Raw genomic sequence first — 26343 nt, 5'->3', positions numbered from 1 at the left:
GAAGTCTTGGTCGCGGAGCGAACTGGAAACCTCGGGAAGGCGCCCATTTTTCAAGTGCGAGCAGATTCACGCACGAGCAAGCGGGATCAGACCCCTGATCCCGCTTTACGGCGATCTGCTCTATGGCCGGCCGGACGGGGCGCGCCGTGACCCCGCCGTACGGGCCCGAGTTCGACGACGACCCCGAGCCCCGCGGTCCCTCGCGGGCGCTCGTCGGGGCGTGGATGGCGCTGGCGGCCGTCCTCGGGCTGGCGGTGGGGTACGCCGTGGTTTCGGGGACGCCCGACCGGCTGGGCGAGCGCACCGCCTACTCGACGAGCCTGCCGCCCGTCGCGGAGCCGGACGGCGGCGGCAGCACCAGTGGGAGCGACACGACCGCCAGCCGGCCACTGACCCCGGAGGGGGGGGTACCGCTCCGCCCGCTCCGCGATACCACGGTCGACTCCCCGGCCGCACCGGAGGTCGGGGTGCCGGCGGACACGGGATCGCAAAGCGGCGACGCCGCACGGACGCCAACGCCGCAGGCGCCCGCCGTTCCCACCGAGGTTGCCGGAACCGAACCGCCGGCCATCCCCGAGCAGGCCGGACAAAACACCCCCCAGCAGCCGGCCAGCGACGAGGCGTGGCGGCGGCACGCCCGCGACGCGGCCGGCGTGCCGGCGGGCTTCGACCGCATTGCCGTCGTCGTGCGGGGGCTGGGTCTGAAGCGCGCCGTCACCAAGCGCGCCATCGCGGAGCTGCCGGGCGCGGTGTCGCTGTCCTTCTCGCCCTACGGCAGCCAACTGGACGCCTGGATGCAGCGTGCGCGGGAAGCCGGGCACGAACTGCTGATGGACCTGCCCATGCAGCCCAAGGGCTTTCCCGTGCCCGACCCCGGCGGCATGGCGCTGAAGCTGAAGGCGGACCCGGCGCGCAACCTCGAACGGTTGGAAAATGTCCTGGGCGCGGGCGATTCGCTCGTGGGCGCGGTCGCGCGGTGGGGCTCCGCGTTCGTGGAGCGGCGGCAGGCCGTCGCGCCCATCTTGCGGGACCTGAAGAAGCGCGGGCTGATCTACGTCGCCAACGGGCGCTCGCGCAGCGACGTGACGGCCGAGGTGGCCGGCGAGATCGAGCTCCCGCACCTGTCCGCGGATGCCATCCTCGACCGCCGGCCGATCAGCCGCGCCGTGGTGGACAGCTGGCTTGCGGCCGCCGAACGCATTGCGCAGGACTCCGGACTGGCGTTGGTGCTCGTGAACGCGTATCCGATGACGCTGGATGCGCTCACGCGCTGGAGTCAGACCCTGAAGGCGCGCGGGATCGCGTTGGTTCCCGTCTCGGCGGCGCTGGCGCAGCCGGCTGCGGAGCAGGCCGCGCGGCTGCGCTGAGGCCCGGCGGGATCCGGCTGTGTCCCGGCGCGCCCCGTTGCAGCCGGAGGCCGGATGAGCAAACAACGGGCGCAACAGCCGTCCCCGGAAGAGATCGAACAGCTACCCTACCGCCCGTGCGTCGGGCTGATGCTGCTCAACAAGAAGGGACAGGTCTTCATCGCGCAGCGCGTGGACGTGCGCGGCGGCGCCTGGCAGATGCCCCAGGGCGGCATCGACCCCGGTGAAACCCCCGCGGACGCCGCGATGCGCGAGCTGGAGGAGGAGATCGGCACCGCCAACGCCGAGATCCTGGCGGAAAGTCAGCACTGGCACAGCTACGACCTGCCGCCGTGGCTGATCCCCAAGGTGTGGGGCGGCAAGTACCGGGGGCAGAGCCAACGCTGGTTCCTCCTGCGCTTCCTGGGCAGTGACGACGAAATCGACCTGACGCGCCACCACCAGGAATTCCAGGCGTGGCGCTGGGCCGATCTGTCGGAACTGCCGGAGTTGATCGTGCCCTTCAAGCGCGACGTCTACGACAAGGTGATCGCGGAATTCCGCCCCGTCGTGGCGGAATTGCAGCACGAGAGCACGTAAGCGGCGCGGCCGCCGCTTGACCGCGGCGGCCGCGCCCCATACCTGACCGTCCAGCGGCCGGTTCCGCGCCGGTCGCGTGCACGCGAGTGTTCGCCGGGGACCGTAATGGCCGAACTTCCCATCCTCGTGGCGCCGGACCAGCGCCTGAAAAAGCGCAGCGAGCCCGTGACGCAGGTCGACGACGAGCTGCGCCGGCTCATGGACGACATGCTGGAGACGATGTACGCCGCACCCGGCGTGGGCCTGGCCGCGCCGCAGGTGGGCGTGAACAAGCGCGTGCTGGTCGCCGACGCCTCGCGCGAAGGGGAAGAGCCCCAGCCCTACCGCATGGTCAACCCCGAGGTGGTGTGGACCGGCGAGGAGACCGAGACGCAGGAGGAGGGCTGCCTCTCCCTGCCCGAGGTCTACGCCGAGATCACCCGCCCCCGCCAGGCGACGATCCGCTATCTGGACGAAAACGGCGCCGAACAGACCGTCGAGGCCGAGGGCTTCCTCGCCACGGTGCTCCAGCACGAGATCGACCATCTCAACGGCGTGCTCTTCATCGACTACCTGAGTTCGCTGAAGAAGAACATGATCCTGCGCAAGCTCGCCAAGCAGTACAAAGGCGGCAAGAGCCGCAAGAACCGCGCGAAAGAGACGGCGGCCTAGAGCAGATCGCCGTAAAGCAGAATCAGCTTTTTCGGACGCCCACGCCGCCGTGGCGTCCCGGCGTGATTCTGCTTGCTCGTGCGTGGACAGCCACCGGCTCCCGCGCCGCAGGCGCGGAAACTGCTCGCACCCCGAAGAGAGAGGCTGCCAGAGCACGGTTTCCGGTCGGTTCCCTGAACACGAACTCAAGGACGAAGCGCCACAATGCGGCTCGCGTTTTTCGGCACCCCGGACTTCGCCGTCCCGACGCTGCGCGCCCTGGTCGAGGCGGGGCACGAGGTCGCGTGCGTCTACACCCAGCCGCCGCGCAAGGCCGGGCGCGGCTACACGGAACAGCCGACCCCCGTGCAGGCGGAAGCCGAGCGGCACGGCATCGCCGTGGAAACGCCCGAGCGCCTGGACGACGAGGCGGTGCAGCAGCGCTTCGCGGAGCTGAACCCGGACGCCGCGGTGGTCGTGGCCTACGGCCTGATCTTCCCCGCGGCCATGCTGGAAGCGCCGCGCCTGGGCTGCCTGAACGTGCACGCCTCGCTGCTGCCGCGCTGGCGCGGCGCGGCCCCGATCCAACGCGCCATCCTGGCCGGCGACGACGAAACCGGCGTCACCGTGATGAAGATGGACAGCGGGCTCGACACCGGCCCCATCGTCATGCAGGAGCGCGTCGCCATCGCCGCCGACACCAACGCCGGGGAGCTGCACGACAGCCTGGCGGAGGTGGGCGCGCGCCTGATGCCGAAGGCGCTGACCGCGCTGGATGCGGGCGAGGTCACGCCGCAGCCGCAGGACGATACCTGGGCGCTGACCGCGCCCAAGCTGACCAAGGCCGACCGCAAGCTGGACTGGCGCCGCCCCGCGATCGAGCTGGAGCGCCTGATCCGCGCGCTGGCGCCCAAGCCCGGCGCGACCACCACGCTGCCCGACGGCGAGACGCTCAAGGTGCTGCGCGCCGAGGTTGCGCCCGGCCCGCCCTCGGGCACGCCGGTCGGCAAGGTGCTGGACGAGACGACCTTCCTGGTGTCCTGCGGCCTGGGCTCGCTGCGCCTGATCCGCGTCCAGCGCAGCGGCAAGAGCCCCATGGACACCGCGGCCTTCCTTCGCGGCTACGCGCTGGAGCACGGCGCCCGGCTGCAATGACCCGCTTCAAGCTGGTGCTGGAATACGACGGCGCCGGCTTCGTCGGCTGGCAGCGCCAGGCCACCGGCGTGGGCGTGCAGCAGGCCGTGGAAGAGGCCGTCTACGCTTTTTCCGGCGAGACGCCGACGGTCGTCGCCGCCGGCCGCACGGACTCGGGTGTGCACGCGCTCGGCCAAGTGGCGCACGTCGACATCGAAAAGACCGTGCCGACGGGCCGCGTGCGCGACGCGCTCAACCACTTCCTGCGCCCGCGCGGCGTCGCCGTGGTCGGCGCCGAGGCCGTGAGCGACGATTTCCACGCCCGCTTTTCCGCCACGGAGCGCGGCTACCTCTACCGCATCCTGAACCGCCGCGCGCCGCCGGCCCTGGACCGCGGGCGCGTGTGGTGGGTGCCCATGGCGCTCGACGCCGACGCCATGCAGGCAGGCGCCCGGCATCTCGTCGGGCGGCACGATTTCACGTCCTTCCGCGCCAGCGAGTGCCAGGCGGACTCCCCGGTGAAGACGCTGGACCACCTGGCCGTCGCGCGCGACGGCGACGAGATCCACATCACCGCGCGCGCGCTTTCCTTCCTGCACAACCAGATGCGCATCATCGCGGGCACACTGCAATTCGTCGGCCAGGGCAAGTTCACGCCCGAGGACGTCGCCCGCGCCCTGAACGCGCGCGCCCGCTCGGCCGCCGGCCCCACGGCGCCACCCGAGGGCCTGTACCTGACGCACGTGGCCTACGACGGAACCTGACGCGCGAGGTGCGCGGCAGGGGTTTCCCAGCGCCCGACAATCGCGGCACGATCCCGGCGGGGAGGCCTCGCGGCCGGCGGAGCGGTCGCGGCCAAGCGTCACGTTCGCCGGGAGCACGACGGCCATGAAGCACAAGATCGTCTCGGCCCAGGAAGCGGTCGCCATCGTCGGGGACGGGGACACCGTCGCCACGTCGGGCTTCGTCGGCATCGGCACGCCGGACGAGCTGCTGGCGGCGCTGGCGCAGCGCCACGCGGACGACGGCCACCCGCGCGACCTCTCGCTCGTCTTCGCCGCCGGCCAGGGCGACGGCAAGGAGCGCGGGCTGAACCGCTTGGCCCGCGACGGCCTGCTCAAGCGCGTCATCGGCGGCCACTGGGGCCTGATCCCGCACGTGGCGGAGCTGGCGCTTGCCGAGCGCATCGAGGCCTACAACCTGCCCCAGGGCGTGATTTCCCACCTCTACCGCGACATCGCGGCGGGCAAGCCGGGCACGCTCTCCAAGGTCGGCGTGAACACCTTCGTCGATCCCGAACGCGAGGGCGGCCGGCTGAACGCGCTCACCACACGCGACATCGTCCACCGCCAGGAGATCGGCGGCGAGCCCTGGCTGTTCTACGAGGGCTTCCCCATCACCGTGGCCTTCCTGCGCGGCACCACGGCCGACCCCGCCGGCAACATCACGATGGAGCGCGAGGCGCTGACGCTGGACAACCTCGCCATGGCGATGGCGGCGCGCAATTCCAACGGCTTCGTGGTGGTGCAGGTGGAACGCATCGCCAAGCCGGGCACGCTGCACCCGCGGCAGGTGCAGATCCCCGGTGTGCTGGTGGACTGCGTGGTGGTGGCCGACCCGGAGAACCACCACCAGACCTACGCCACGCCCTACTCCCCCGGCTTCGCGCACGAGATCGCCGAGCCGCTGGACGACGGCGAGCCCATGCCGCTCACCGCGCGCAAGCTGGTGGCGCGGCGCTGCGCCTTCGAGCTGCCGCCCAACGGCGTGGTGAACCTGGGCATCGGCATGCCCGAGGGCGTGGCGCGCGTGGCCAACGAGGAGCGCGTGCTGGACTACATCACGCTCACGGCCGAACCGGGCGTGGTGGGCGGCCTGCCCGCCAGCGGCCTGGACTTCGGCGCCGCCCGGAACACCGATGCGCTGATCGACCAGAACCAGCAGTTCGACTTCTACGACGGCGGCGGGCTGGACCTCGCCTGCCTGGGGATGGCGCAGGCGGACGCCCACGGCAACGTCAACGTCTCGCGCTTCGGCGCCAAGCTCGCGGGCGCGGGCGGCTTCATCAACATCTCGCAGAACGCGCGGCGGCTGATCTTCGCCGGCACCTTCACCGCCGGCGGGCTGGAGGTCGCGGTCGAGGACGGCAAGCTGCGCATCGTCAACGAGGGCAAGGCGCGCAAGTTCAACGCGGCCGTGGAGCAGGTCACCTTCTCCGGCGACCACGCCGTGAACCAGGGCCAGCCCGTGCGCTACGTCACCGAGCGCTGCGTCTTCGCGCTCACGCCCGATGGGCTTGAGTTGGTGGAGGTCGCGCCCGGCATCGACATCGAGCGCGACATCCTGGCGAAGATGGACTTCACGCCCATCGTGCGCGCGCCCAAGACGATGGACCCGCGCATCTTCGCGGACGAGACCATGGGCCTGAAGGACATCCTGCTGTCCCTGAACCTCAACGAGCGCATCAGCTACGACGAGGGGCGCAATATCCTCTTCCTCAACTTCGAGGGCATGCAGGTGCGCAGCGAGCAGGACATCGCCGAGATCCGCGACGCCGTGGCCGCGCGGTGCGAGGCGATCGGCAAGCGCGTCTGGGTGATCGTCAACTACGACAACGTCCAGATCCCGCCCGACCTGCTGGACAGCTACGCCGAGATGGTCCGGCACATGGAAGAGAATTACTACCTGGGCGTCTCGCGCTACACCACCAGCGCCTTCCTGCGCCTGAAGCTGGGCACCGCGCTCACCCGCCACGTCGCCCCGCACATCTTCGAAACCCCCGAAGAAGCGCGGAAGCACCTGGAAAACGGGGCGGACGGGGGCTGATACCGGCGGACATGGAAATAGCATTCCGCGTGGGGGATTTGAGCTGCTTCATGTCCGTGGAGTTTTGCGGAAGCGGCGGGTCGGTCCTTTGCACGCTGAAGCGTGCGAGGCGCTGAAAGCGCCTGTCCTCCTTTCAGGAGGACAGCTCGCTCGCGCGCCAAGGGCGCGCAAAGACAGAATGAGGCCATGGACCGGAGTCGATACACCGCTATGGCCGCCCGTATGAACCTCAGCCGGAAATCGCGCCGTCCGTCAGGCCGGTGATCATGAGGCCGAGGACGACGTCGATGCCGGTCAGGCCGGCGGCCTGGACGCCGGTGATGTTGAGGGCGCTGCGGGTGACGAACCACTGGTAGGCCAGGATCGCCATCAGGGCCAGGAAGGTCAGCAGCGAGGCGGCGCCGGGGCCGCTCTCCCCGGCGGCGGCGCCCGCCAGCAGCGCGGCCGGCAAGTACAGGGCCATCTGCAGCACCTTCGACCAGTTCAGCGCCACGACGAAGCCGAACCAGCGCTCGCCGCGCTCCATCAGGCGGGACAATTCGAGCACGGCCACGGGAAACGCCGTCCACGAGATGACGTAGCCGAAGAACTCCACCAGCCCGGCGCTGAGCGGGCCCGCGGTCACGTCCACGCGGCCCAGGTGCTGCACCACAAGGATCGCGTAACCGGGTGCCACGAGCACGGCGGCGAAGAAGGACTGCACGACGGCGCGCGCGTCATCGTCGAAATACATCAGCCCGTCGGGGTCGAAGCGGGCGAGCCGCGCCGCCCCCGCGAGCGCGCGGACGATGGCCGGCAGGTCCGGCACCATCAGGGCGCGAGCAACCGGCGCAGGGCGGCGTGGTCGATGGCGCACAGCTCGCGCAGCTCCTGCGTCGTCGTGCGCTCGTCGACCTGGTGGGCCGTGGCGTTGCGCAGGCCCAGCTCCGCCACGGGGCAGAGGTCCTTGATGAAGCGCGCGTCCGAGGTGCCGCCGCCCGTGCCGAGCGCGGGCGTGCGCCCGGTCACCTCCTGCACCGCCGCGGCGAGGGCGTCCGTCAGCGCGCCCGGCGGCGAGAGGAAGGATTCCCCGGAAATGCGCGGGGTCAGCTCGAAGTTGGTGGTTTCGGCGTGGACTCGCGCGCGAATCCAGCCCAGCACGTGGTCGCTGGTGTGGCGGTCGTTGAAGCGCACGTTGAGCGTCGCCGTCGCCGAAGCCGGGATCACGTTGTGGGCCGGGTTGCCCACGTCGACGCTGGTGATCTGAAGCTGAGACGGCTCGAAGTGGCTGCTGCCGTCGTCGATGGGCTCGTCGATCAGCCGCCGCAGCGCGCGGGTGAGGTGGTGGACGGGGTTGTCCGCCTTGTGCGGATAGGCCGTGTGGCCCTGGGTGCCGTGCACCGTCAGCCGCGCCGTCAGGCTGCCGCGCCGGCCGACCTTGATGGTGTCGCCCAGCGCCGCCTCGCTCGTGGGCTCGCCGACGACGCACATCTCCGGCTGTTCGCCCTCGGCCTGCATCCACTCCAGCAGCTTGCGCGTGCCGTTGATGGAGGGGCCTTCCTCGTCGCCGGTGATGAGGAAGCTGATGCTGCCGCCCGGATCGCCGCCGCGCTCTTCCAGCAAGCGGCCGACAGCGGCGACGAAGGCGGCGATGGCGCCCTTCATGTCCACCGCGCCGCGGCCGATCACCTCGTCCCCAACCCGCTGGCCGCCGAAGGGGTCGACGGACCAGGCCGCCGTGTCGCCCACGGGCACGACGTCGGTGTGGCCGGCGAAGGCGATGTGCGGCGAGCCGGTGCCGATGCGGGCGTAGAGGTTGGCGACGTCCGCCGTGCCCGGCTCGGTGAAGGTGAGGCGCGTGCAGCGGAAGCCCAGGCCGCCGAGCACCGTCTCCAGCTCGTCGAGCGCGCCGCCCTCCGCCGGGGTGACGCTCGGGCAGCGGATCAGGCGCTGGGCCAGCTCCACCGGGTCCGGGGCGGTGACGGCGGCCATGACGGGTTCCCTTACCGCAGCAGCTCGTTGATGGAGACCTTCTGCCGCGTCTTCTCGTCCACGCGCTTGACGATAACGCAGCAGTAGGTGCTCGGGCCGGGGCTGCCGTCGGGCAGCGGCTTGCCCGGCAGCGTGCCCGGCACGATCACGGAATAGGCCGGGACGCGCCCGCGCGTCACCTCGCCCGTCTGGCGGTCCACGATGGGCGTGGAGGCGCCCAGGTAGACGCCCATCGCCAGCACGGCGCCCTCCTCGACGATGACGCCCTCGGCCACCTCGGCGCGCGCGCCGACGAAGACGTTGTCCTCGATGACCACGGGATTGGCCTGCAACGGCTCCAGCACGCCGCCGATGCCGGCGCCGCCGGAGAGGTGCACGTTCTTGCCCACCTGGGCGCAGGAGCCGACCGTGGCCCAGGTGTCTACCATCGTGCCCGCGTCCACGTGCGCGCCCACGTTCACGAAGCTGGGCATGAGCACGACCTTGGGCGCGATGTGCGCGGACCGGCGCACCCAGCAACCGGGCACGGCGCGGAAGCCGGCCTGCTGGAAGTCCGCGTCGGTCCAGCCCGCGAACTTGGACGGCACCTTGTCGAACCAGGTGCCCTCGCCGAACTGATCGCCGCGCGGGCCGCCGCCGATCGTGGCGTTCGGGTAGAGGCGGAAGGACAGCAGCACCGCCTTCTTCAGCCACTGGTTGACGGTCCACTCGCCGTCGACCTTTTCCGCCACGCGGTAGGTCCCGGCGTCCAGCCCGTTGAGCGCGGTCTCCACCGCCTCGCGCACGGCGCCGCCTGTCTCGGGCGTGATGGAGTCGCGCTGCTCGAACGCCTCGTCGATGGTCTGCTGCAAATCCTGCTGCGTCATGGCGATTTTCGGCCCCCGTGTCCCGCTGCCGCCCGGTTGAGCGGCGGGACTGTGCGCACGCCCCGGAAGGGCGTCAAGCGGCCCGTGTGCGGCGCTGCAACCAGCCGACAAGGTCGCGCGTGCGGTGGTGGATGAAGGGCTCCTCGCCCGTGTGGTCGAGGCGCGCCCACCGGCTGTCGTTTTCCACCCACACCGTGGTCATGCCCAGCTCGGCGGCGGGGGCGAGGTTGCGTGGCATGTCGTCGAGGAAGACCGCACGCTCGGGGGCAACGCCGTGGCGCTCGATGAGCGCGGTGTAGGCGCGGCGGTCGGGCTTGGGCCGGTGGCCGGTGGCGGCGAAGTCGACCAGGGCCTCGAAGTGGCGCGCGATGCCCAGGCGGTGCAGCACGGCACTGGCGTGGGCCTCGGGGCCGTTGGTGAAGATGAGCTTGCGCCCGGCGAGCGCGCTCAGCGCCGCGTCCAGGGCCGGGTCGGGGGCCAGCGGCGAGAGGTCGATGTCGTGGACGTAGGCCATGAAGGCGTCGGGATCGACGCCGTGGCGGTCCATCAGCCCGCGCAGCGTGGTGCCGTGCTCGCGCAGGTACTGCTTCTGGATGCGGCGCGCTTCGTCGCGGTCGGCGATGCCGAGCGCGTCCTGCACGAACGCGCCCATGCGCGCGTCGACCTGATCGAACAGGCGCGAGGACGCGGGATAGAGGGTGTTGTCCAGGTCGAACACCCAGACGGGTACACTCGCCGCTTCGCCCGCCACCGCGGCCGTCCTCCCATCACATCTGACGGATCGCCGCCACCAGCTCGTTGAGCGAGCCCACCCGCCAGTCCGCCTCGCCCGCCCCCTCGTCCGCGCGGTCGATGCGGCAGGTGCGCAGCCCCATGGCCCGCGCCGGCGCGATGTCGGCGTCGCGCGCCTCGCCCGTGTGCAGCACGGCGTCGAAGCCCACGCCGATCTCGCTCAGCCAGTCCAGCGCCATCTCGAAGGGCGCGCGCTCGGGCTTGTAGGCGCCCGCATCCTCCGCCGTCACGAGCACGTCGGGCTGCCCGCCCAGCCGCCCGGCGACGGACGTGAAGGTGGCGCGGTCGATGTTGGCGACCAGGGCCACGTGGACGTGGCGCTGAAGCGCGCCCAACGCCTCGGCGCTCTCGGCGAAGAGCGGCCAGTCGCCCACGGACTCACCGAACGCCGCCGCCTCCGCGCCCGTGGGCGTGACGCCGAAATCCCGCGCGAGATCCGCGAATACCAGTTCGAGGACGTCCGGGTAGCGCAGCTCGGGGTTCTCGCGCAGGCGGCGCGGCTCGTGGCGGTGGAAGGCGGCCACCAGCGGCCCCACATCGGCCTCGACGCCGTGCCGCTCCGCCCAGGGCGCGAGCGCCGCCGCCACCCCGCTGTCGCGGTCGAGCAGCGCGCCGTGCAGGGCGAGCGTGACGGCCTGCGGGCGGGCGCTCATGACACCCCGGGCGCCCAGTCGGCGGGCGCCAGCTCGAAGCCGTCGAAGGTGAAGGCGGGCGTCACGGTCGCGCCCGCGAGCGTCCAGGCGCCCCGCGTTTCCGCCGATTGCCACGCCCACGCCGGGACCACGGCCTGTGGCCGGTGCCCCGCCGCCAGATCGCTGCCCAGCACGATGCGCTCGACCGTCACGCCGTCCGGCGAGATCGCGAGCGCCAGCGGATCGCCCGTGTAGTGGTGCCAGACCTCGCTGGCGTCCACGCGGTGCCAGTGCGACACCTCGCCCGCCGCCAGCAGGTAGTAGATCGCGCTGGTGCGGTCGCGCCCGCCGGCCGGATCGGGCTCGCGGAAGGTCTCGCGGTAGGCCCCGCCCTCGGGATGGGGCGTCAGGCCCAGGCGGGCGATGACGGTGGCGGCGTCCACGGCGTTACGACGGCTGCTGCGGCACGGTCTTCTGCATCGACGGCCGCTTGGCGAAGGCGTCGTACCAGGCCGCCAGATGGGGGCGCGTCTCGCGCCAAGCGACGCTGGGGAAGCGGAAGTCGAGGAAGCCCAGGGCGCAGGCGACGGCGATCTGGCCGATGGTCAGGCGTTCCTCCAGGCGGTCCGGGTCGGCTTCCAGCGCGTCCAGGCCGCGGTCGATCTTGCGCTGCTGATAGGCGTCCCAGTCCGCCCAGTACAGCTCGGCGGGACGCTTGTTGTTCTCCACGATGCGGTGCACGGCGGAGTCGAGCATGCCGTCGGCCAGCGCGTGCAGCTTGAGCGCACGCCAGCGCCGCTCGCCTTCGGGCGGAAACAGCTTCTCGCCCGCGTGCAGGCTGTCCAGGTACTCGCAGATCAGGTCCGACTCGTAGAGCGTTTCCCCGCTGTCGAGGACCAGCGCGGGAATCTTGCCCAGCGGGTTGTGGGTGCCGATGTCGCTTTCGGGCACCCACGGGTTGGTGTGCTGCCAGGTCAGATGGTCGGCCAACCCGATCTCCTCGGCGGCGACCGTCACCTTGCGCACGTAGGGCGAGGTGGGCGAATAGCGCAGCAGCATCGCGGCTCTCCGTGTTTGTCGTGGCCCGTTCCCGAGCGGTTCAGAAACGGTTGCGGCGCTCGCGCACGGCGGCGAAGACCTCGACGGGATCGGCGCCCGGCATGCCCAGCGCCTGCCCGATCTCCGGCGCGTCGGCGCGCAGGAAGGGGTTGGTCGCCTTCTCCGCGCCCAGCGTGGACGGGATCGTCGGCTCGCCGCGCTCGCGCAGCTTTTCGATCTCGTCGGCGCGGCGCTTCAGTTCGGCGTTGTCGGGATCGACCGTCACCGCGCAGCGCGCGTTGGTGCGCGTGTACTCGTGGCCGCAGAAGAGGCGCGTGGCATCCGGCAGCTCGCGCAGCTTCTGCAGCGAGGTCCACATCTGCTTGGCGTCGCCCTCGAACAGCCGGCCGCAGCCAAGCGCGAACAGCGTGTCCCCGGCGAAGAGCGCGTCGGCGGTGTGGAACCAGAAGCTGACGTGGCCGCTGGTGTGGCCGGGCGTGAAGATCACCTTCGCCTCGGCCTCGCCCACCGAATAGGTGTCGCCCTCGTCCAGCGCCACGGTGATGCCGGGGATGCGGCCCTGATCCGCCTTGGGGCCGACGATGGGCGCGCCCGTGGCGTCCTGCACCTCGCGGTTGCCGGCGGTGTGGTCGCCGTGGTGGTGGGTGTTGAGGATGTGGGTGATGGTCCAGCCGCGATCGCGCGCGGCGCGCAGCACGGGCTCGGCCTCGGCGGGGTCGACCACCGCCGTCTCGCCCGTGGATGGCTCGTGGGCCAGATAGATGTAGTTGTCCGACAGGGCGGGAACGAGCACGACCTGAAGCTCGGCCATCCCGGCATCCTCCTCGATGGTTGCCGACCGACGAAACGCCGCATGGGCGCGGCTGATCTCGCGCCCGGCGCGCGTTGCACCGCGGCGCGGACGCACGGTAAACTGCCCGCCATCGCGACAAAAGGCCCGCGCGCCCGGGCGCGCCCAGCACCCGGTTTTCATGGGATACGTCGAGGCATGTTCGCCGACGTCGTCGATCTGCGCGACTTCTACGCCACCCGGACGGGGCGCGTCGCCCGGCGCATCGTGCGCCGCGAGCTGCGCCGCGCCTGGCCCGACCTGCGCGGCCAGCGCGTGCTCGGCCTGGGCTACACCACGCCCTTCCTGGCGCCCTTCGAGGACGAGGCCGAGCGCGTGCTCAGCTTCATGCCGGCGCAGCAGGGGGTGCTCGGCTGGCCCGAGGTCGGGGCGAACCGCACGGCCCTGGTGGACGAGAGTGCGCTGCCGCTGACCGACTTCTCCGTCGACCGCGTGGTGCTGGCGCACTCCCTGGAAAGCACCGAAAACTTGCGCGAGATGCTGCGCGAGGTGTGGCGCGTGCTCATGGGCGACGGGCGCGTGGTGGTGATCGTGCCCAACCGGCGCGGGCTGTGGTCGCGCTTCGACAGCACGCCCTTCGGCCAGGGCAAGCCCTATTCCGCAAGCCAGCTCGCGGGCGTGCTGCGCGAGGCCATGTTCATGCCGATCCAGACGCGCCGGGCCCTCTTCGTGCCGCCGACGCGCTCGCGCACGCTGCTGGGCGCCGCGCCCGCGTTCGAACGCCTGGGCCAGCGCTGGATGCCGCACTTCGGCGGCGTGCTCATGCTGGAAGCGGGCAAGCAGCTCTACGCCGTGAACCGGCCGCAGCGGACGGCCGAACCGGCGCGGAGCCGGGTCGTCGTCCCCATGCCGCGCGTGACGCCCCCGCCGGCCGCCGCACGCCGGCACTGGCACGCCAACGACGCGTGAACGCAGCAACAGCGTCGGTGATGCCGATTACGAACGACCCAACAACTCACGCGCCCAGGAGGCGTACCGATCCAGGTCGAGTTGAAGCTGCTGGACCTGCTTCACGGTCGTTTCGCGTGCGCCATACTCCACGGTTTCCTTATGGGTTAGCAATCGACCCAAGCGCGTCTCTTGTTCCTTGGGCAACTTGTTGCCCAGCGCGTCGCGGAGCACCTTAACGCTCTCGGCGTGCCTCCCCTGCGCAATTTCTCCGCCATACTCGGCTGTCACCGCATCGGTGTAAGCGATCGCGGCCTGAATGATGAGCTTTGCAACATCATCCGCCGCTTCATGCTCATCGCTCTTGAGTGCCAACAACGTTTCAGCCGACGCATGGTCGCGTTTTGCCTTCTTGAAACGTGCGCGCCCCGTCTCGGGAGTCGCGATCGTCCTCCGGCCCTTGCGGGTCATTGCCGCGCCCCTCGGTTGGGCGCCTGACGAGCGATCCGCTTGCTCATGGTGACAGGGTCGTCACCAACAAGGGTTCGAGCCTCAGCCTTGAGGTTTTCCCACCACGCATTCTCCAGGCGCTCGTATTCCCGGATATCAGCTTCATCAATCAGCACCACGGACACTTCGTATTGGTGCTTATACGTCACAACAAAGAGGCGTTGCGCTAACAGCGTCTGCAAATCCATTTGCTGCTGTTTGGTCATGTTGGCACTCGACACCACCGCGATATCGATGTCGCTGTCAGGCTTGTCATCGCCGCGCGCCACGCTTCCAAACAGCCACGCCGCATCGAGATGTTTGCCCAGCACTGAGACTTCGTGCTCGATCGTCTCCAGAATGTCGGCGTAGCGCGTTTCTTCTGCACCGAAGATCTGCACAACCGCATCTGCCAGAACACTGTCAGACTTTAATGAAAATGTGGGATGATGCTGGGAACCGTGCATCTCTATGACAGATACATTCTCGAGTTCCGAGACCGCTGCCCGTACTGTCCGAACCGGCAAACCCGCCCATCGAGCGATCAGTGTGTTGGACATCGGCGAACCCTTTTTATAAAGAACTCGCAATATACGAACATGAGAATTTGTCCGAAACACATAATCGAACGGTTGACGCAGCGCGCTTGAAGTCTGTCGTTTACGCTTGGGTTCGACATCCATGCGCGCAGGATACCACAACCGGTCGGCAACGTCACGCCGTGCTCGGCAGACACATGCCGAGACCAGCATACATATGCCGCCCTCGGCGTTGTCGCGGCGGAATGATCGCATTTTCCGAGGAGGTTGCGACGACGCCGATATCACAGAAGAAACATGAATCAAGCATCTGCTCGGCAATCACAGCGAGACAATTCGCCCCAAACGTGATCGGGTCAATCCTCGCGATCTTTAATCCAGCTTGTGCTTGGCGATGCTGGAGGCGTGGGTAAAGTCCATGCGCCCGCGGTATTGGCTGCGCAGGTGGTTCATCACGCGGCCCATGTCCTTGAGGCTGTGCGCGCCCAGCTCCTGGATGGCGTCGTCCACGGCCCGGCGCGTCTCCGCCTCGTCCAGCTGGCGCGGCAGGAAGCGCTGGATCACCTCGATCTCCTGGCGCTCCTTCTCCGCCAGGTCCGCACGGCCGGCGCGGTCGTAGTTGGCCGCGGCCTCGCGCGACTGCTGGGCGAGCTTTTCCAGCATGCGCTGGATCTCATCGTCGTCGATGCCGTCGGTGCTTCCCTGCGCGCGCGCGGCGATGTCGCGGTCCTTCAGAGCCGCGAGGATCAGCCGCAGCGTCGCCGCCGTGCGCTCATCGCGCGTGCGCAGGGCCTGCTTGAGGGCATCATTGAGCTGCTGGCGCAACATCCCGCCACCGCCTTACGTTTGACCGAAGCGCGAACTGCGCGTAAACGAAAGCCGCCCGCTGCCCGGGGCAGCGGGCGTGGATCAGCACGCGCACACGCGCGGCCGCCCTTCGCATTCGCACAATGCATTGGAACGCGCCGCGGCGCTCGTATATACGCGCGTGCGAGACGCAGACAAGCCCGCTGCCGGACCGGGAGCCAGCCGAATGACATCCGACGCCCCGCAGGACGCCACCGCCGCGCTCGTCCTGGCCGACGGGACGGTGTTCTGGGGCCGCGGCGTGGGGGCCACGGGCCGCGCCGTCGGCGAGGTGTGCTTCAACACCAGCATGACCGGCTATCAGGAGATCGTCACCGACCCCTCCTACGCCGGCCAGCTCATCGCCTTCACCTTTCCCCACATCGGCAACGTCGGCGCCAACACCGAGGATCTCGAAACCCGCGACGCCGCCTGCCGCGCGGTGGTGCTGCGCGCGCCAGTGACCGAGCCCTCCAACTGGCGCGCCGCCCAGCACCTCGACGCCTGGCTCACAAACCAGGACGTCGTGGGCATCTCCGGCGTGGACACGCGCGCGCTGACGCGCCGCATCCGCGACCTGGGCGCACCCCACGGCGTCGTGGTCCACGCCCCCGACGGCCGCTTCGAGTTGGACGCCGCCATCCAGCGCGCGCGCGAGTGGCCCGGCCTGAACGGCATGGACCTGGCGCGCGAGGTGACCTGCCGCCAGCTCTACACCTGGGACGAGACCACCTGGGATCCGGCGACGGGCTACGGCCGGCTGGTGGAGCCGCGCTACCGCGTCGTCGCCATCGACTACGGCGCCAAGCGCAACATCCTGCGCAACCTCGCGGCGGCCGGCTGTCAGGTCACGGTCGTCCCGGCGACGGCGACGGTCGAGGACGTCATGCGCCACGAGCCCGACGGCGTCTTCCTCTCCAACGGGCCCGGCGACCCGGCGGCGACCGGGGAATACGCCGTGCCCACGGTCGAGAAGATCGTGGAGACGGGCACGCCCGTCTTCGGCATCTGCCTGGGCCACCAGATCCTCGCCCGCGCTTTGGGCGCGCGCACCGAAAAGATGCACCTGGGCCACCGGGGCGCGAACCACCCGGTCAAGGATCTGGCGACCGGGCGCGTGGAGATCACGAGCCAGAACCACGGCTTCAAGGTGCTGCCCGACAGCCTGCCCGCGAACGCCGAGGCCACGCACGTCTCGCTGTTCGACGGCTCCAACGAGGGCCTGCGCCTGAGCGACGCGCCGGTCTTCTCGGTGCAGTACCACCCGGAGGCGAGCCCGGGCCCGCACGACAGCCACTACCTGTTCGAGCGCTTCATCGAGCAGATCGGCGAGCGCAGCAGCCGCTAAAACCGCGCAGCCACCCAGCCACCGCACCAGCAAGCGACCCGCCCAGGCATGCCCAAGCGCACCGACATCCGCTCCGTGCTCATCGTCGGCGCCGGCCCGATCATCATCGGGCAGGCGTGCGAGTTCGACTACTCCGGCACCCAGGCGATCAAGGCCCTCAAGGAGGAGGGCTACCGCGTCGTCCTGGTGAACTCGAACCCGGCGACCATCATGACCGATCCGGGGCTCGCGGACGCCACCTACATCGAGCCCATCGAGCCCGCCACGGTCGCCAAGGTGCTGGAGCGCGAGCGCCCCGACGCCATCCTGCCCACGATGGGCGGGCAGACGGGCCTCAACACCTCGCTGGAGCTGTGGCGCGACGGCACGCTCTCGCGCCTGGGCGTGGAGATGATCGGCGCGCGCGCCGACGTTATCGAAAAGGCCGAGGACCGCTGGCAGTTCCGCGCCGCCATGGACGCCGTGGGCCTGAAGAGCCCGCGGGCGCGCATCGTGCGCTCCTACGAGGACGCCATGGCCGCGCGCGAGCACGTGGGCGTGCCGGCGATCATCCGGCCCAGCTACACGCTCGGCGGCACGGGCGGCGGCATCGCCTACAACGACGACGAATACGAGGAGATCGTCCGCAACGGCCTGCGCGCCTCGCCCATGCACGAGATCCTGATCGAGCAGTCCGTGCTGGGCTGGAAGGAGTACGAGATGGAGGTCGTCCGCGACCACGCGGACAACTGCATCATCGTCTGCTCGATCGAGAACATCGACCCCATGGGCATCCACACGGGCGACAGCGTCACCGTGGCACCGACGCTGACGCTCACCGACAAGGAATACCAGCGCATGCGCGACGCCTCGATCGCGTGCCTGCGCGAGATCGGCGTCGACACCGGCGGCTCCAACGTCCAGTTCGCCATCCACCCCGAAACCGGGGAGATGGTGGTCATCGAGATGAACCCGCGCGTCTCGCGCTCCTCGGCGCTGGCGTCCAAGGCCACGGGCTTCCCCATCGCCAAGGTCGCGGCCAAGCTGGCCGTGGGCTACACGCTGGACGAGCTGACCAACGACATCACCCGGGTCACGCCGGCCTCCTTCGAGCCCACGATCGACTACGTCGTCACCAAGATGCCGCGCTTCGCCTTCGAGAAGTTCCGCGGCGCGCAGGCCTCGCTGACGACCTCGATGAAGTCCGTGGGCGAGGCCATGAGCATCGGCCGCAGCTTCGCGGAATCCGTGCAGAAGGCGCTGCGCTCCCTGGAAACGGGGCTGAGCGGCTTCGATCCGGTCGCGATCGAGGGTGCGGTCGACGAGCAGGGCAACGTCGACAGCGAGGCCATCCGCGGCGCGCTGGCCGAGCCCGTGCCGGACCGCCTGCTGCGCGTGGCTCAGGCCTTCCGCCACGGCCTGAGCGTGGACGCGGTGCACAAGGCCTGCCGCATCGACCCTTGGTTCCTGCGCCAGATCCAGCAGCTCGTCCAGACCGAGGCGCAGGTGGCCGCGAACGGCCTGCCCGAAAGCCAGCGCGAGATGCTGCGGCTGAAGGGGATGGGCTTTTCCGACGCGCGCCTGGCGGCGCTGATCGGCGGCAGCGACGCGGATGTGGCCGCGCACCGGCACCGCCTGGACGCGCATCCCGTGTTCAAGCGCGTGGACACCTGCGCCGGCGAGTTCCCCTCGCCCACGCCCTATATGTACGCCAGCTACGAGGGCGACGGCGTCAATCCGGTCGAAAACGAGGCCGACCCGAGCGAGCGCGACAAGATCCTCATCCTGGGCGGCGGGCCCAACCGCATCGGCCAGGGGATCGAGTTCGACTACTGCTGCGTCCACGCCTGCTACGCGCTGGAGGCCGCCGGGTACGAGACCATTATGGTCAACTGCAACCCGGAGACGGTCTCGACGGACTACGACACCGCCGACCGCCTCTACTTCGAGCCGCTGACGGCGGAGGACGTGGCCGAGATCGGCGCCGTGGAGCAGCGCAAGGGCCGGCTCGCGGGCGCGATCGTGCAGTTCGGCGGGCAGACGCCGCTGAAGCTGGCGAGCGACCTGGAAGCCCAGGGCATCCCGATCCTGGGCACGCCCCCGGACGCCATCGACCGCGCCGAGGACCGCGAGCGCTTCCAGGCGCTGCTCAATTCCCTGGGCCTGAAGCAGCCGGACAACGGCCTGGCGACCAGCCAGGAGGAAGCCGCGCGCGAGGCCGAGCGCATCGGCTACCCCGTGCTGCTGCGGCCGTCCTACGTGCTCGGCGGGCGCGCCATGGAGATCGCGCACACGCCGGAGGACCTGCACCGCTACATCACCTCCGCCGTCAGCGTCTCCGGCAAGAACCCCGTGCTGATCGACAGCTACCTGGCCGACGCGGTCGAGGTGGACGTGGACGCGCTCTCCGACGGCGAGGACGTCTTCGTCGCCGGCATCATGGAGCACATCGAGGAGGCCGGCATCCACTCCGGCGACTCCGCCTGCGCCCTGCCCCCGCACGGGCTGAGCGAGGACGTCGTCGCCGAGCTGGAGCGCCAGACGCGCCGGCTGGCGCTGGAGCTGGGCGTCGTGGGGCTGATGAACATCCAGTTCGCCGTCCACGGCACCGACATCTTCATTCTTGAGGTGAACCCCCGCGCCAGCCGCACGGTGCCCTTCGTCGCCAAGGCCATCGGCGCGCCCATCGCCAAGGTGGCCGCGCGCCTCATGGCGGGCGAGCGCCTGGACGCCTTCAAGCTGGAGCGCGCCAAGCGCCGCCACGTCGCGGTGAAGGAGGCGGTCTTCCCCTTCACCCGCTTCCCGGGCGTGGACGTGATCCTGGGCCCGGAGATGAAGTCGACCGGCGAGGTCATGGGCCTGGACGGCGACTTCGCGCGCGCCTTCGCCAAGGCGCAGATCGGCGCGGGCGTGAAGCTGCCGGAGTCCGGCACCGCCTTCATCTCGGTGAAGGACCGGGACAAGGAAGCGATGGTGGAGCTTTCGCGTGAGCTGCTGGCTCTCGGCTTCACCATCGTCGCCACGGGCGGCACCGCCGACCGCCTGGAGGCCGCAGAGCTGCCCGTCACGCGCATCAACAAGGTGCGCGAGGGCCGGCCGCACGTGCTCGACTCGATGAAGTCGGGCGAGATCGACCTGGTCTTCAACACGACCGAGGGCGCGAAGGCGATCGCCGATTCCTTCTCCCTGCGCCGAACCGCCTTGACGCACAGCATCCCGTACTACACGACGGTGTCGGGGTGCGTGGCGGCGACCCGCGCCATCCAGGCGCTGCGGGCCGGCCAGCTTGAAGTCGCACCGCTTCAATCCTACTTTGAAGGATCGTTCTGATCGCGGTGCTTGCGCCGAGCGCCGCCGCCATCACGTCAGTTTCTGGACCACACGAGTTGGCCGCGGTTGAGTGCCAATGACACAGAAGATTCCCATGACGGCCGAAGGCTATAACCGCCTTCAGGAAGAGCTCCAGCATCTGCGCCTGACCGCGCGGCCCGAGGTCATCCAGGCCATCGCCGAGGCGCGCGAGCACGGCGACCTGTCCGAGAACGCGGAATACCACGCCGCGCGCGACCGCCAGAGCTTCATCGAGGGCCGCGTCGCCGAGATCGAGGACCAGATGGCGCGCGCGGAAGTGATCGACGTCTCCAAGCTGTCGGGCGACACCGTGAAGTTCGGCGCCACGGTCACGATCGCCGACGAGGACACGGACGAGGAGACGACCTACCAGATCGTCGGCGAGGTGGAAGCCGACGTGAAGGAGAACAAGATCTCCGTCACCTCGCCCATCGCCCGCGGGCTGATCGGCAAGTCCGTCGGCGATTCCGTCGAGATCGAGACGCCCAAGGGGCAGAAGTACTTCGAGATCGTCGACGTGCGATTCCAGTAAGGCGCGGCCGGCCGCGATGCCGGCCCGCGCCCGTGGTTCGGCCGCCAGCTTCCGGGCTGGCGGCCCTTTCGTATGTGGCCCCGTATCGCCCTCGGGACGTAGCGCCTTCGGCCCGCGCCTCCCACGCCTTTGCCACGGAATGTACACGAGGGGACGTGGAACGCGCCCGCACCGCGCCGCATACTGTGCACCGCGCGGACATAGCCGGGCGGGACCGCCCGTTGCGAGCCGCGCGGCCTCGAAAGGCACAAAAGGGGACGTTCCGATGCCGCGACACGTGATCGCCCTTCTCGCCGCCATCGGCCTCGCCGCGGGCGCGGCGGGCTGCAATACCGTCGAGGGACTGGGCCGCGATATCTCCAGCGCCGGCAATGCGGTCACCGGGGCTGCCACCGACACCGCAGGTGGGGAGCCGACGGAAACCCAGCAGGCCCGCCAGCCCAAGCAGGACGACGAAGAGCCGACCGAGCTGCGCTGACACCGCGTATCATCCCGCCAGGGGGCGCGTCTCTTCGGCCAACCACTCGGCCGTGCGGGCGTCCAGCGCGGGTGTGAGCGTCTCTCGCACGCGGGTGTGGTAGGCGTCGATCCAGGCGATTTCGTCGGGCGTCAAAAGCTCGGGCGCGATCAGGGCGCGGCAGTAGGGCGCGAGCGTCAGCGTCTCGAAGCCGAGCACGCGCTGGTCCGCGCCCGGCACCTCGACCTCGGTGACGGCGACGAGGTTCTCGATGCGGATGCCGTCCGCGCCCTCCAGGTAGTGCCCCGGCTCGTTGGAGCAGATCATGCCCGGCTTGAGCGCCGTCTCGCTGGCACGCTTGCTGATGACCTGCGGGCCTTCGTGCACGCCCAGGTAGCTGCCCACGCCGTGCCCCGTCCCGTGCGCGTAGTCCAGCCCCGCCGCCCACAGCGGCCGGCGCGCGAAGGGGTCGAGCTGGTGGCCCGTCGTGCCCTCGGGGAACACGGCCGTCGCCAGCGCGATGTGGCCCTTGAGCACGCGCGTGTAGCGCCACCGCTGCGCCTCGGTGGGCTGGCCGACGGCGATCGTGCGCGTCACGTCCGTCGTGCCGTCGGGGTACTGCCCGCCGGAATCGCAGAGGTAGAGCTCGCCCGCGCCGAGCGCCCGGTTGCTCGCGGCGCTAACGCGGTAGTGCACGATGGCGCCGTGCTCCCCGGCGGCGGAGATGGTGCCGAAAGCGGCGTCGCGGAACGCGGGATCGCCCTTGCGCAGCGCCGTCAGCGCCTCCGCCGCCTCCAACTCTGTCACGGGCGCGTCGCCGCCCGCGCGCTCGGGGACCTCGCGCGCCAGCCACGCCAGAAAGCGCGTCAGCGCCGCGCCGTCGCGTTCGTGGGCGGCGCGGCTGCCCGCCAGTTCCGCCGCCGTCTTGCACGCCTTGGGCAGACGCACCGGATCGCTGCCGGTCACGGGCTCGCCGCCGGCGGCGCGGATGGCGTCCAGCACGCGCGCCGGGGCGGTCGCCGGGTCCGCCAGCAGGCGCGTTCCGTCGCCCGCCAGCGCCGCCACCTCGTCCGCGAAGGCCGCCATCGGGCGGATCGTCACGGCGTCGTCCAGCGCTGAACGGGTCGCGTCGGGCAGCTTGCGGGCGTCCAGGTACCAGGTCACCGCCCCATCCGCGTGCAGCACGGCGAAGGACAGCGGCACGGGCGTGTGCTCGATGTCGCTGGCGCGCACGTTGAGCAGCCACGTGATCGAGTCCGGCAGCGTCAGCACGCCCACATCCGCGCCCGCTTCGGCAACGGTCCGCGCCACCCGCGCGCGTTTGGCGGCGCTGGTTTCGCCCGCATACGCAAGCTCGTGCGGAACCACGGCGCTGATCGGGGGCGCCGGCTGGTCCGTCCACACGGCGTCGAGCGGGTTGCCGTCGGTGGCGACCACCTGCCCGCCCGCGCGCGCCGCCGCGCTCTGGAGCCGCTGGACGCCGCGCTCGGTGTGCAGCCAGGGATCGTGGCCCAGGCGCCCGTCGCCCAGGTTGGCGGCGATCCAGTCGGCCGGCTGCGTCTCGCCCGTGTAGCAAACCGCGATCCGGTCGGTGTCCACCTCCCCACGCGCCTGCACGGTGTAACGGCCGTCGACGAAGATCGCCGCCGCCTCGCGCAGCACCACGGCCGTGCCGGCGGACCCGGTGAAGCCGGTCAGCCACGCCAGCCGCTGCGCGTGCGGCGGCACGAACTCGCCCTGGTGCACGTCGGCGCGCGGGATCACGAAACCGTCCAGCCCGCGCCGGTCCAGCTCCGCGCGCAGCGCCGCCAGGCGTTCGGCCGTCGCGGTCTTGCCGGCGCTCAGGCCCCCGTCCGCGTGCGCCAACACCCGCTCCAGCCGCGCGTTGAGCGCGTCGCGCAGGGCCGGGGCCGGGTCGGCCGCCACCAGCCGCATCCAGGCGTCGGGATCGCCGAGCTGGCGGTGGCTGGCCGCGACGCCCGCCAGCAGCTCGTCAAGCGTGGGCACGTCGTACGGTGAATCGGCCGCCGCCAGCAGCCGCGCCAGCTCGCCGGTGTCCGCACGCGCGTCCGTCATTCGCTCGCTCCCAAGGGTCGTTCGGCCCGCGCAGGCTAAGGCGACAGCGCAGGTCCCGAAAGCATCCCGTGGCGCCCGCCGAGAGCCCGGCGTAACCCCGGGGGTGGAAAACCCTCCCCCATTCGGGCAGGCTCGCCCGCCGAACGGCACAGGAGGACGGACCCGTGCGAACGCTTGGGCCGGACACCGGAAAAGTCGCCGCGATCGCGCTCGCGGGCGGCGTGATGCTTCTGGCGGCGCCCGTGGCGCTCGGCATCCATCTGGCCGTCCCGCCGGCCATGCAGGACACCACCGAGTTCGAAATGGTGCCCGAGCCGGTGGGCGAGCGCTCGATCACGGCCATGCCCGTTCAGGGCGTCTCGGTGAAGACGCTGCAAGGCATCTACGAGCGCAACGCCTACGACCTCGCCGCCATCGCGGCGGACGAACGCGGCGTGCCGCCGATCTTCGTGCGCGAGATGCCGCGCGACTGGGCGACCCTCGACGGCGGCGAGACGCGCAAGACGCTGTTCGAGAAGATCGTCCTGCCGCTCATCCTCAAGGCCAACGCGGAGATCCGCGCCGACCGCGAGCGCCTGCTGAAGCTGATCGCCAAGAGCGACGAGCCGGACGGCCGAGACCTCGCGGCGGCGGAACGGCAGTGGCTGACGGCGCTTGCCAAGCAATACAAGCTGAACAAGCCGGACCTCGGCAAGCTCAGGCAGCGCGTGGACGTCGTGCCGGTGCCGATGGCGCTGGCCCAAGCGGCCAACGAGTCCGGCTGGGGCACCTCGCGCTTCGCCCGCCAGGGCAACGCGCTCTTCGGGCAGTGGACCTGGGACACCTCGCAGGCGATGGCCCCCAAGAGCCTGCAAAAGGGCAAGGGCAACTACGGCGTGCGCAAGTTCCCGACCCTGGGCGCTTCGGTCGCGGGCTACATGCGCAACCTCAACACGCACTCCGCCTACGAACCCTTCCGGCGCCTGCGCGCCGAGCAGCGCAAGGGCAACGGAGGGTTGAACTCGCACCGGCTGATGGCGGGCCTGAAGGCGTACTCCCAGCGCGGCGACGCCTACGTGCGGGAAATCCGCGGCATGATGAAGCACAATTCGTATCAGAAGCTCGCCGCGGCTGAGTTGGCAACGCAACCACCCAGCGTCATGGCCAGCGGCGGGCTGTAAACGCCCGCCCCGCGCTCACGCCGCGGCGGCGGGGGCGCCGGTCGCGATCGGTTCCAGGTTGGCGACGAACTCGCGCGCCGTGGCGGGCCAGGCGAAGCGCTCGGCGTGGGCGCGGCACACCTGTGGCGGGATGTTCAACGCGTCCAGCGCCGCGGCGCGCAGATCGTCGCGCAGCACGCCCGCGCCGCTGTCGCCGAGGACGTCCGTCGGCCCGGTCACGGGATAGGCCGCGACGGGCACGCCGCTCGCCAGCGCCTCCAGCAGCACGAGGCCGAAGGTGTCCGTCGTGCTGGGGAAGACGAAGACATCGGCGGCGGCGTGGTGCGCCGCCAGCTCGGGCCCGTGCTTGGCGCCCACGAAGCGGGCGTCGGGATACTCGGCTTCCAGCGCCGGGCGCTGCGGCCCGTCGCCCACCACCAGCTTGCTGCCCGGCAGATCCAGGTCCAGAAAGGCGCGCAGGTTCTTTTCGACGGCGACGCGGCCGACGTAGGCGAACACCGGGCGCGGCAGGTCCAGCTCGGCCGGCGCCTGCCGGCCGAACAGCGTCGTATCGACGCCGCGCGTCCAGATGGCCGTGCGATGCAGCCCCAGGTCGGCGAGTTCGCGGCGCAGGGTTTCGGTCGTCACCATCACCCGCGCCGCCGGCGCGTGGAAGCGCCGCAGCAGCCCGTACCCCGCGCGCAGCGGCAGACGCGTGCGCGCGTGAACGTACTCGGGAAAGCGCGTGTGGAAAGAGGTGGTGAAGGGCCACCCCCGCCGCCGGCAGTGCCGCCGCGCCGCCCAGCCGAGCGGGCCTTCGGTGGCGATGTGCACGGCCTCGGGCGCGAAGCTGTCCAGGCGGCGCGCCACCGCCCGGTACGGCGCCACCGACAGGCGGATTTCCGGGTAGCTGGGGCACGGCACCGTGCGGAAGCCGTCGGGCGCGATCACCGTGACCGCGTGGCCCTGGCGCTCCAGTTCGCGAATCGTCGTGGACAGCGCGCGCACCACGCCGTTGACCTGCGGGTGCCAGGCGTCGGTGACCAGCGCGATCCGCATCACGCGGCCGCCCGCTCCGGTTCGGGGCCGGGGTCCGGTTGCGCCGCCGGCTGCGGCACCGTCCAGTCCACGATCGCCAGTTGCCCGTCCGGGTGTTCAACCAGCGCCGTGCAGCTTTCCACCCAGTCGCCGTCGTTGGCGTAGGTGATGCCGTCGATCTGGCGCAGGCTGGCGTGGTGGATGTGGCCGCAGATCACGCCGTCCACCTTCTGCCGCCGGCCTTCCTCGGCCACCGCCGCTTCGAAGTCGCAGATGTACTGCATGGCGGTCTTCGCGCGCCCCTTTAGGAAGTTCGCCAGCGACCAGTAGCCCAGCCCCAGCCGCCGCCGCACGGCGTTGAAGACGATGTTCGTCCGCAAAACTGTATCGTACGCCCAATCGCCCAGGAGAGCCAGCCAACGCGCGCAGGTCACGACGCCGTCGAACTGATCCCCGTGGAGGACGAGGAAACGGCGCCCGTCCGCGCTCGTGTGCACGGCCGGGTCGCGGATTTCGATCGACCCCAGCGCCACATCGAGGTAGGCGCGCGCCACCTCGTCGTGGTTGCCCGGCACGTAGATCACGCGCGTGCCGTGGCGCGCCTTGCGCAGGATGGCGTGCATGACGGCCGAGTGGCTTTCGGGCCAGTACCAGGAGCGCTTGAGCCGCCAACCGTCGACGATGTCGCCGACGAGGTAGAGGCGCTCGGTGTCCACGGTGTCCAGGAAGTCCAGCAGCAGCTCCGCGTTGCAGCCGCGCGTTCCCAGGTGGACGTCGGATATCCAAACCGCCCGGTAGCGGTGCAGGCGCTGAATCTCGGAGGCCATGGGCCGCCGCACCCCCGTCCCGTGGTGCGGCAAGGGTACGGCTGCCGGATCACGGTTTGCGGACAGGGCGATGAAACCTGCGTGAACGCCCGCTCGGGCGTGCGGCGCGCAACACGCGTGTCACGCGC

Annotated in this window: 26 protein-coding genes; 12 read left to right on the top strand and 14 right to left on the bottom strand. The window is 70.5% G+C overall.

Translation table 11 applies throughout. The features are described from left to right. Positions 1 to 146: 146 nt before the first annotated feature. The 6 genes from BLQ43_RS11590 (at position 147) to BLQ43_RS11565 (ending at position 6536) form a co-directional block, all read left to right on the top strand. Complete coding sequence (locus BLQ43_RS11590; protein ID WP_176758652.1) at positions 147 to 1367, top strand: divergent polysaccharide deacetylase family protein; 1221 nt, start codon at positions 147 to 149, stop codon at positions 1365 to 1367. Between the two features lie 54 nt (positions 1368 to 1421). Further along, positions 1422 to 1946, top strand: coding sequence for an RNA pyrophosphohydrolase (locus BLQ43_RS11585; RefSeq protein WP_090021023.1), 525 nt, complete (start codon positions 1422 to 1424; stop codon positions 1944 to 1946). Positions 1947 to 2051: 105 nt separating this feature from the next. Continuing rightward, positions 2052 to 2597, top strand: a complete 546-nt coding sequence (gene def / locus BLQ43_RS11580) for a peptide deformylase (RefSeq protein WP_090021021.1) — start codon at positions 2052 to 2054, stop codon at positions 2595 to 2597. A 204-nt stretch (positions 2598 to 2801) separates the two neighbouring features. Next, positions 2802 to 3731: a methionyl-tRNA formyltransferase gene (gene fmt / locus BLQ43_RS11575; protein ID WP_090021019.1), complete on the top strand. Its 930-nt coding sequence runs from the start codon at positions 2802 to 2804 to the stop codon at positions 3729 to 3731. Continuing rightward, complete coding sequence (gene truA / locus BLQ43_RS11570) at positions 3728 to 4474, top strand: tRNA pseudouridine(38-40) synthase TruA (protein WP_090021016.1); 747 nt, start codon at positions 3728 to 3730, stop codon at positions 4472 to 4474. The genes fmt and truA overlap by 4 nt, the downstream gene beginning before the upstream one ends. 124 nt (positions 4475 to 4598) lie before the next feature. Further along, on the top strand, positions 4599 to 6536 hold the full coding sequence (locus tag BLQ43_RS11565) for an acyl CoA:acetate/3-ketoacid CoA transferase (RefSeq protein WP_090021014.1): 1938 nt from the start codon (positions 4599 to 4601) through the stop codon (positions 6534 to 6536). A gap of 229 nt (positions 6537 to 6765) precedes the next feature. On the opposite strand, the gene BLQ43_RS11560 is transcribed toward BLQ43_RS11565, so the two are convergent. The 8 genes from BLQ43_RS11560 to gloB all read right to left on the bottom strand — a co-directional run bounded on the left by BLQ43_RS11560 (position 6766) and on the right by gloB (position 12667). Further along, positions 6766 to 7347: a hypothetical protein gene (locus tag BLQ43_RS11560; protein ID WP_090021012.1), complete on the bottom strand. Its 582-nt coding sequence runs from the start codon at positions 7345 to 7347 to the stop codon at positions 6766 to 6768. Next, positions 7347 to 8507, bottom strand: a complete 1161-nt coding sequence (gene dapE / locus BLQ43_RS11555) for a succinyl-diaminopimelate desuccinylase (protein ID WP_090021010.1) — start codon at positions 8505 to 8507, stop codon at positions 7347 to 7349. Before dapE ends, BLQ43_RS11560 begins: the two co-directional genes overlap by 1 nt. 11 nt (positions 8508 to 8518) lie before the next feature. Further along, complete coding sequence (gene dapD, locus BLQ43_RS11550) at positions 8519 to 9373, bottom strand: 2,3,4,5-tetrahydropyridine-2,6-dicarboxylate N-succinyltransferase (RefSeq protein ID WP_090021006.1); 855 nt, start codon at positions 9371 to 9373, stop codon at positions 8519 to 8521. 73 nt (positions 9374 to 9446) lie between these two features. Further along, on the bottom strand, positions 9447 to 10124 hold the full coding sequence (locus tag BLQ43_RS11545) for a pyrimidine 5'-nucleotidase (RefSeq protein WP_090021003.1): 678 nt from the start codon (positions 10122 to 10124) through the stop codon (positions 9447 to 9449). A 16-nt stretch (positions 10125 to 10140) separates the two neighbouring features. After that, entirely contained in the window at positions 10141 to 10818 is a 678-nt protein-coding gene (locus BLQ43_RS11540; protein WP_090021001.1) for an HAD family hydrolase, read from the bottom strand. Beyond that, positions 10815 to 11240 carry a cupin domain-containing protein gene (locus tag BLQ43_RS11535; protein WP_090020999.1) on the bottom strand — a complete coding sequence of 142 codons (426 nt, stop codon included), beginning with the start codon at positions 11238 to 11240 and terminating at the stop codon, positions 10815 to 10817. The genes BLQ43_RS11540 and BLQ43_RS11535 overlap by 4 nt, the downstream gene beginning before the upstream one ends. Positions 11241 to 11244: 4 nt before the next feature. Then, positions 11245 to 11856: a glutathione S-transferase gene (locus BLQ43_RS11530; RefSeq protein WP_090020997.1), complete on the bottom strand. Its 612-nt coding sequence runs from the start codon at positions 11854 to 11856 to the stop codon at positions 11245 to 11247. Positions 11857 to 11896: 40 nt separating this feature from the next. Next, the gene (gloB, locus tag BLQ43_RS11525) at positions 11897 to 12667 is read right to left on the bottom strand and encodes a hydroxyacylglutathione hydrolase (RefSeq protein WP_090020995.1); all 771 of its coding nucleotides are present in this window, start codon (positions 12665 to 12667) and stop codon (positions 11897 to 11899) included. A gap of 177 nt (positions 12668 to 12844) precedes the next feature. On the opposite strand from gloB, the gene BLQ43_RS11520 reads away from it, so the two are divergent. Continuing rightward, a complete protein-coding gene (locus BLQ43_RS11520; RefSeq protein ID WP_090020993.1) occupies positions 12845 to 13615 on the top strand; it encodes a class I SAM-dependent methyltransferase in 771 nt (256 codons plus the stop codon). Positions 13616 to 13642: 27 nt separating this feature from the next. On the opposite strand, the gene BLQ43_RS11515 is transcribed toward BLQ43_RS11520, so the two are convergent. The 3 genes from BLQ43_RS11515 to BLQ43_RS11505 form a co-directional block, all read right to left on the bottom strand. Beyond that, positions 13643 to 14065 carry a hypothetical protein gene (locus BLQ43_RS11515; RefSeq protein WP_090020991.1) on the bottom strand — a complete coding sequence of 141 codons (423 nt, stop codon included), beginning with the start codon at positions 14063 to 14065 and terminating at the stop codon, positions 13643 to 13645. Continuing rightward, on the bottom strand, positions 14062 to 14766 hold the full coding sequence (locus BLQ43_RS11510; RefSeq protein WP_176758651.1) for a nucleotidyltransferase family protein: 705 nt from the start codon (positions 14764 to 14766) through the stop codon (positions 14062 to 14064). The genes BLQ43_RS11515 and BLQ43_RS11510 overlap by 4 nt, the downstream gene beginning before the upstream one ends. A 228-nt stretch (positions 14767 to 14994) precedes the next feature. After that, positions 14995 to 15450 carry a GatB/YqeY domain-containing protein gene (locus BLQ43_RS11505; protein ID WP_090020987.1) on the bottom strand — a complete coding sequence of 152 codons (456 nt, stop codon included), beginning with the start codon at positions 15448 to 15450 and terminating at the stop codon, positions 14995 to 14997. Positions 15451 to 15655: 205 nt separating this feature from the next. On the opposite strand from BLQ43_RS11505, the gene carA reads away from it, so the two are divergent. From carA to BLQ43_RS14455, 4 genes are all read left to right on the top strand, one after another. After that, positions 15656 to 16816 (top strand): glutamine-hydrolyzing carbamoyl-phosphate synthase small subunit, encoded by a 1161-nt coding sequence (gene carA / locus BLQ43_RS11500; RefSeq protein ID WP_090020985.1) that lies wholly within the window; start codon positions 15656 to 15658, stop codon positions 16814 to 16816. Positions 16817 to 16864: 48 nt separating this feature from the next. Then, positions 16865 to 20125, top strand: coding sequence for a carbamoyl-phosphate synthase large subunit (carB, locus tag BLQ43_RS11495; RefSeq protein ID WP_090020983.1), 3261 nt, complete (start codon positions 16865 to 16867; stop codon positions 20123 to 20125). Positions 20126 to 20201: 76 nt separating this feature from the next. Further along, positions 20202 to 20678 (top strand): transcription elongation factor GreA, encoded by a 477-nt coding sequence (gene greA / locus BLQ43_RS11490; protein ID WP_090020981.1) that lies wholly within the window; start codon positions 20202 to 20204, stop codon positions 20676 to 20678. A 265-nt stretch (positions 20679 to 20943) separates the two neighbouring features. After that, on the top strand, positions 20944 to 21156 hold the full coding sequence (locus tag BLQ43_RS14455; protein ID WP_143006271.1) for an entericidin A/B family lipoprotein: 213 nt from the start codon (positions 20944 to 20946) through the stop codon (positions 21154 to 21156). 9 nt (positions 21157 to 21165) lie between these two features. Here the strand turns inward: BLQ43_RS14455 and BLQ43_RS11480 are convergent, their stop codons facing one another. Continuing rightward, positions 21166 to 23211, bottom strand: a complete 2046-nt coding sequence (locus tag BLQ43_RS11480; protein WP_090020976.1) for an aminopeptidase P family protein — start codon at positions 23209 to 23211, stop codon at positions 21166 to 21168. Between the two features lie 164 nt (positions 23212 to 23375). Here BLQ43_RS11480 and BLQ43_RS11475 point away from each other — a divergent pair, with 164 nt between their 5' ends. Further along, entirely contained in the window at positions 23376 to 24371 is a 996-nt protein-coding gene (locus BLQ43_RS11475; RefSeq protein ID WP_143006270.1) for a glucosaminidase domain-containing protein, read from the top strand. Between the two features lie 15 nt (positions 24372 to 24386). Here the strand turns inward: BLQ43_RS11475 and BLQ43_RS11470 are convergent, their stop codons facing one another. Together BLQ43_RS11470 and BLQ43_RS11465 are read right to left on the bottom strand one after the other, a co-directional pair. Continuing rightward, positions 24387 to 25409, bottom strand: coding sequence for a glycosyltransferase family 4 protein (locus BLQ43_RS11470; protein WP_090020972.1), 1023 nt, complete (start codon positions 25407 to 25409; stop codon positions 24387 to 24389). Continuing rightward, positions 25409 to 26215 (bottom strand): UDP-2,3-diacylglucosamine diphosphatase, encoded by an 807-nt coding sequence (locus BLQ43_RS11465; protein WP_090020970.1) that lies wholly within the window; start codon positions 26213 to 26215, stop codon positions 25409 to 25411. Before BLQ43_RS11465 ends, BLQ43_RS11470 begins: the two co-directional genes overlap by 1 nt. Between the last annotated feature and the right edge of the window lie 128 nt (positions 26216 to 26343).

Source organism: Limimonas halophila (assembly GCF_900100655.1).
Classification (GTDB): Bacteria; Pseudomonadota; Alphaproteobacteria; order Kiloniellales; family Rhodovibrionaceae; genus Limimonas; species Limimonas halophila.
This window is presented reverse-complemented; position numbering and strand designations above follow the sequence as displayed.

What these genes read in the sequence shown, in the direction of transcription:
- BLQ43_RS11480 (WP_090020976.1), bottom strand. Translation starts at nt 23,211, where the DNA reads ATGACGGACGCGCGTGCGGACACCGGCGAGCTGGCGCGGCTGCTGGCG.
- truA (WP_090021016.1), top strand. Translation starts at nt 3,728, where the DNA reads ATGACCCGCTTCAAGCTGGTGCTGGAATACGACGGCGCCGGCTTCGTC.
- BLQ43_RS11560 (WP_090021012.1), bottom strand. Translation starts at nt 7,347, where the DNA reads ATGGTGCCGGACCTGCCGGCCATCGTCCGCGCGCTCGCGGGGGCGGCG.
- BLQ43_RS11585 (WP_090021023.1), top strand. Translation starts at nt 1,422, where the DNA reads ATGAGCAAACAACGGGCGCAACAGCCGTCCCCGGAAGAGATCGAACAG.
- BLQ43_RS11540 (WP_090021001.1), bottom strand. Translation starts at nt 10,818, where the DNA reads ATGAGCGCCCGCCCGCAGGCCGTCACGCTCGCCCTGCACGGCGCGCTG.
- BLQ43_RS11505 (WP_090020987.1), bottom strand. Translation starts at nt 15,450, where the DNA reads ATGTTGCGCCAGCAGCTCAATGATGCCCTCAAGCAGGCCCTGCGCACG.
- BLQ43_RS11515 (WP_090020991.1), bottom strand. Translation starts at nt 14,065, where the DNA reads ATGACCCGCAAGGGCCGGAGGACGATCGCGACTCCCGAGACGGGGCGC.
- BLQ43_RS11470 (WP_090020972.1), bottom strand. Translation starts at nt 25,409, where the DNA reads ATGCGGATCGCGCTGGTCACCGACGCCTGGCACCCGCAGGTCAACGGC.
- dapD (WP_090021006.1), bottom strand. Translation starts at nt 9,373, where the DNA reads ATGACGCAGCAGGATTTGCAGCAGACCATCGACGAGGCGTTCGAGCAG.
- carB (WP_090020983.1), top strand. Translation starts at nt 16,865, where the DNA reads ATGCCCAAGCGCACCGACATCCGCTCCGTGCTCATCGTCGGCGCCGGC.
- BLQ43_RS11530 (WP_090020997.1), bottom strand. Translation starts at nt 11,856, where the DNA reads ATGCTGCTGCGCTATTCGCCCACCTCGCCCTACGTGCGCAAGGTGACG.
- BLQ43_RS11465 (WP_090020970.1), bottom strand. Translation starts at nt 26,215, where the DNA reads ATGGCCTCCGAGATTCAGCGCCTGCACCGCTACCGGGCGGTTTGGATA.
- def (WP_090021021.1), top strand. Translation starts at nt 2,052, where the DNA reads ATGGCCGAACTTCCCATCCTCGTGGCGCCGGACCAGCGCCTGAAAAAG.
- greA (WP_090020981.1), top strand. Translation starts at nt 20,202, where the DNA reads ATGACACAGAAGATTCCCATGACGGCCGAAGGCTATAACCGCCTTCAG.
- BLQ43_RS11510 (WP_176758651.1), bottom strand. Translation starts at nt 14,766, where the DNA reads ATGGATGTCGAACCCAAGCGTAAACGACAGACTTCAAGCGCGCTGCGT.
- carA (WP_090020985.1), top strand. Translation starts at nt 15,656, where the DNA reads ATGACATCCGACGCCCCGCAGGACGCCACCGCCGCGCTCGTCCTGGCC.
- BLQ43_RS11565 (WP_090021014.1), top strand. Translation starts at nt 4,599, where the DNA reads ATGAAGCACAAGATCGTCTCGGCCCAGGAAGCGGTCGCCATCGTCGGG.
- BLQ43_RS11520 (WP_090020993.1), top strand. Translation starts at nt 12,845, where the DNA reads ATGTTCGCCGACGTCGTCGATCTGCGCGACTTCTACGCCACCCGGACG.
- fmt (WP_090021019.1), top strand. Translation starts at nt 2,802, where the DNA reads ATGCGGCTCGCGTTTTTCGGCACCCCGGACTTCGCCGTCCCGACGCTG.
- dapE (WP_090021010.1), bottom strand. Translation starts at nt 8,507, where the DNA reads ATGGCCGCCGTCACCGCCCCGGACCCGGTGGAGCTGGCCCAGCGCCTG.
- gloB (WP_090020995.1), bottom strand. Translation starts at nt 12,667, where the DNA reads ATGGCCGAGCTTCAGGTCGTGCTCGTTCCCGCCCTGTCGGACAACTAC.
- BLQ43_RS14455 (WP_143006271.1), top strand. Translation starts at nt 20,944, where the DNA reads ATGCCGCGACACGTGATCGCCCTTCTCGCCGCCATCGGCCTCGCCGCG.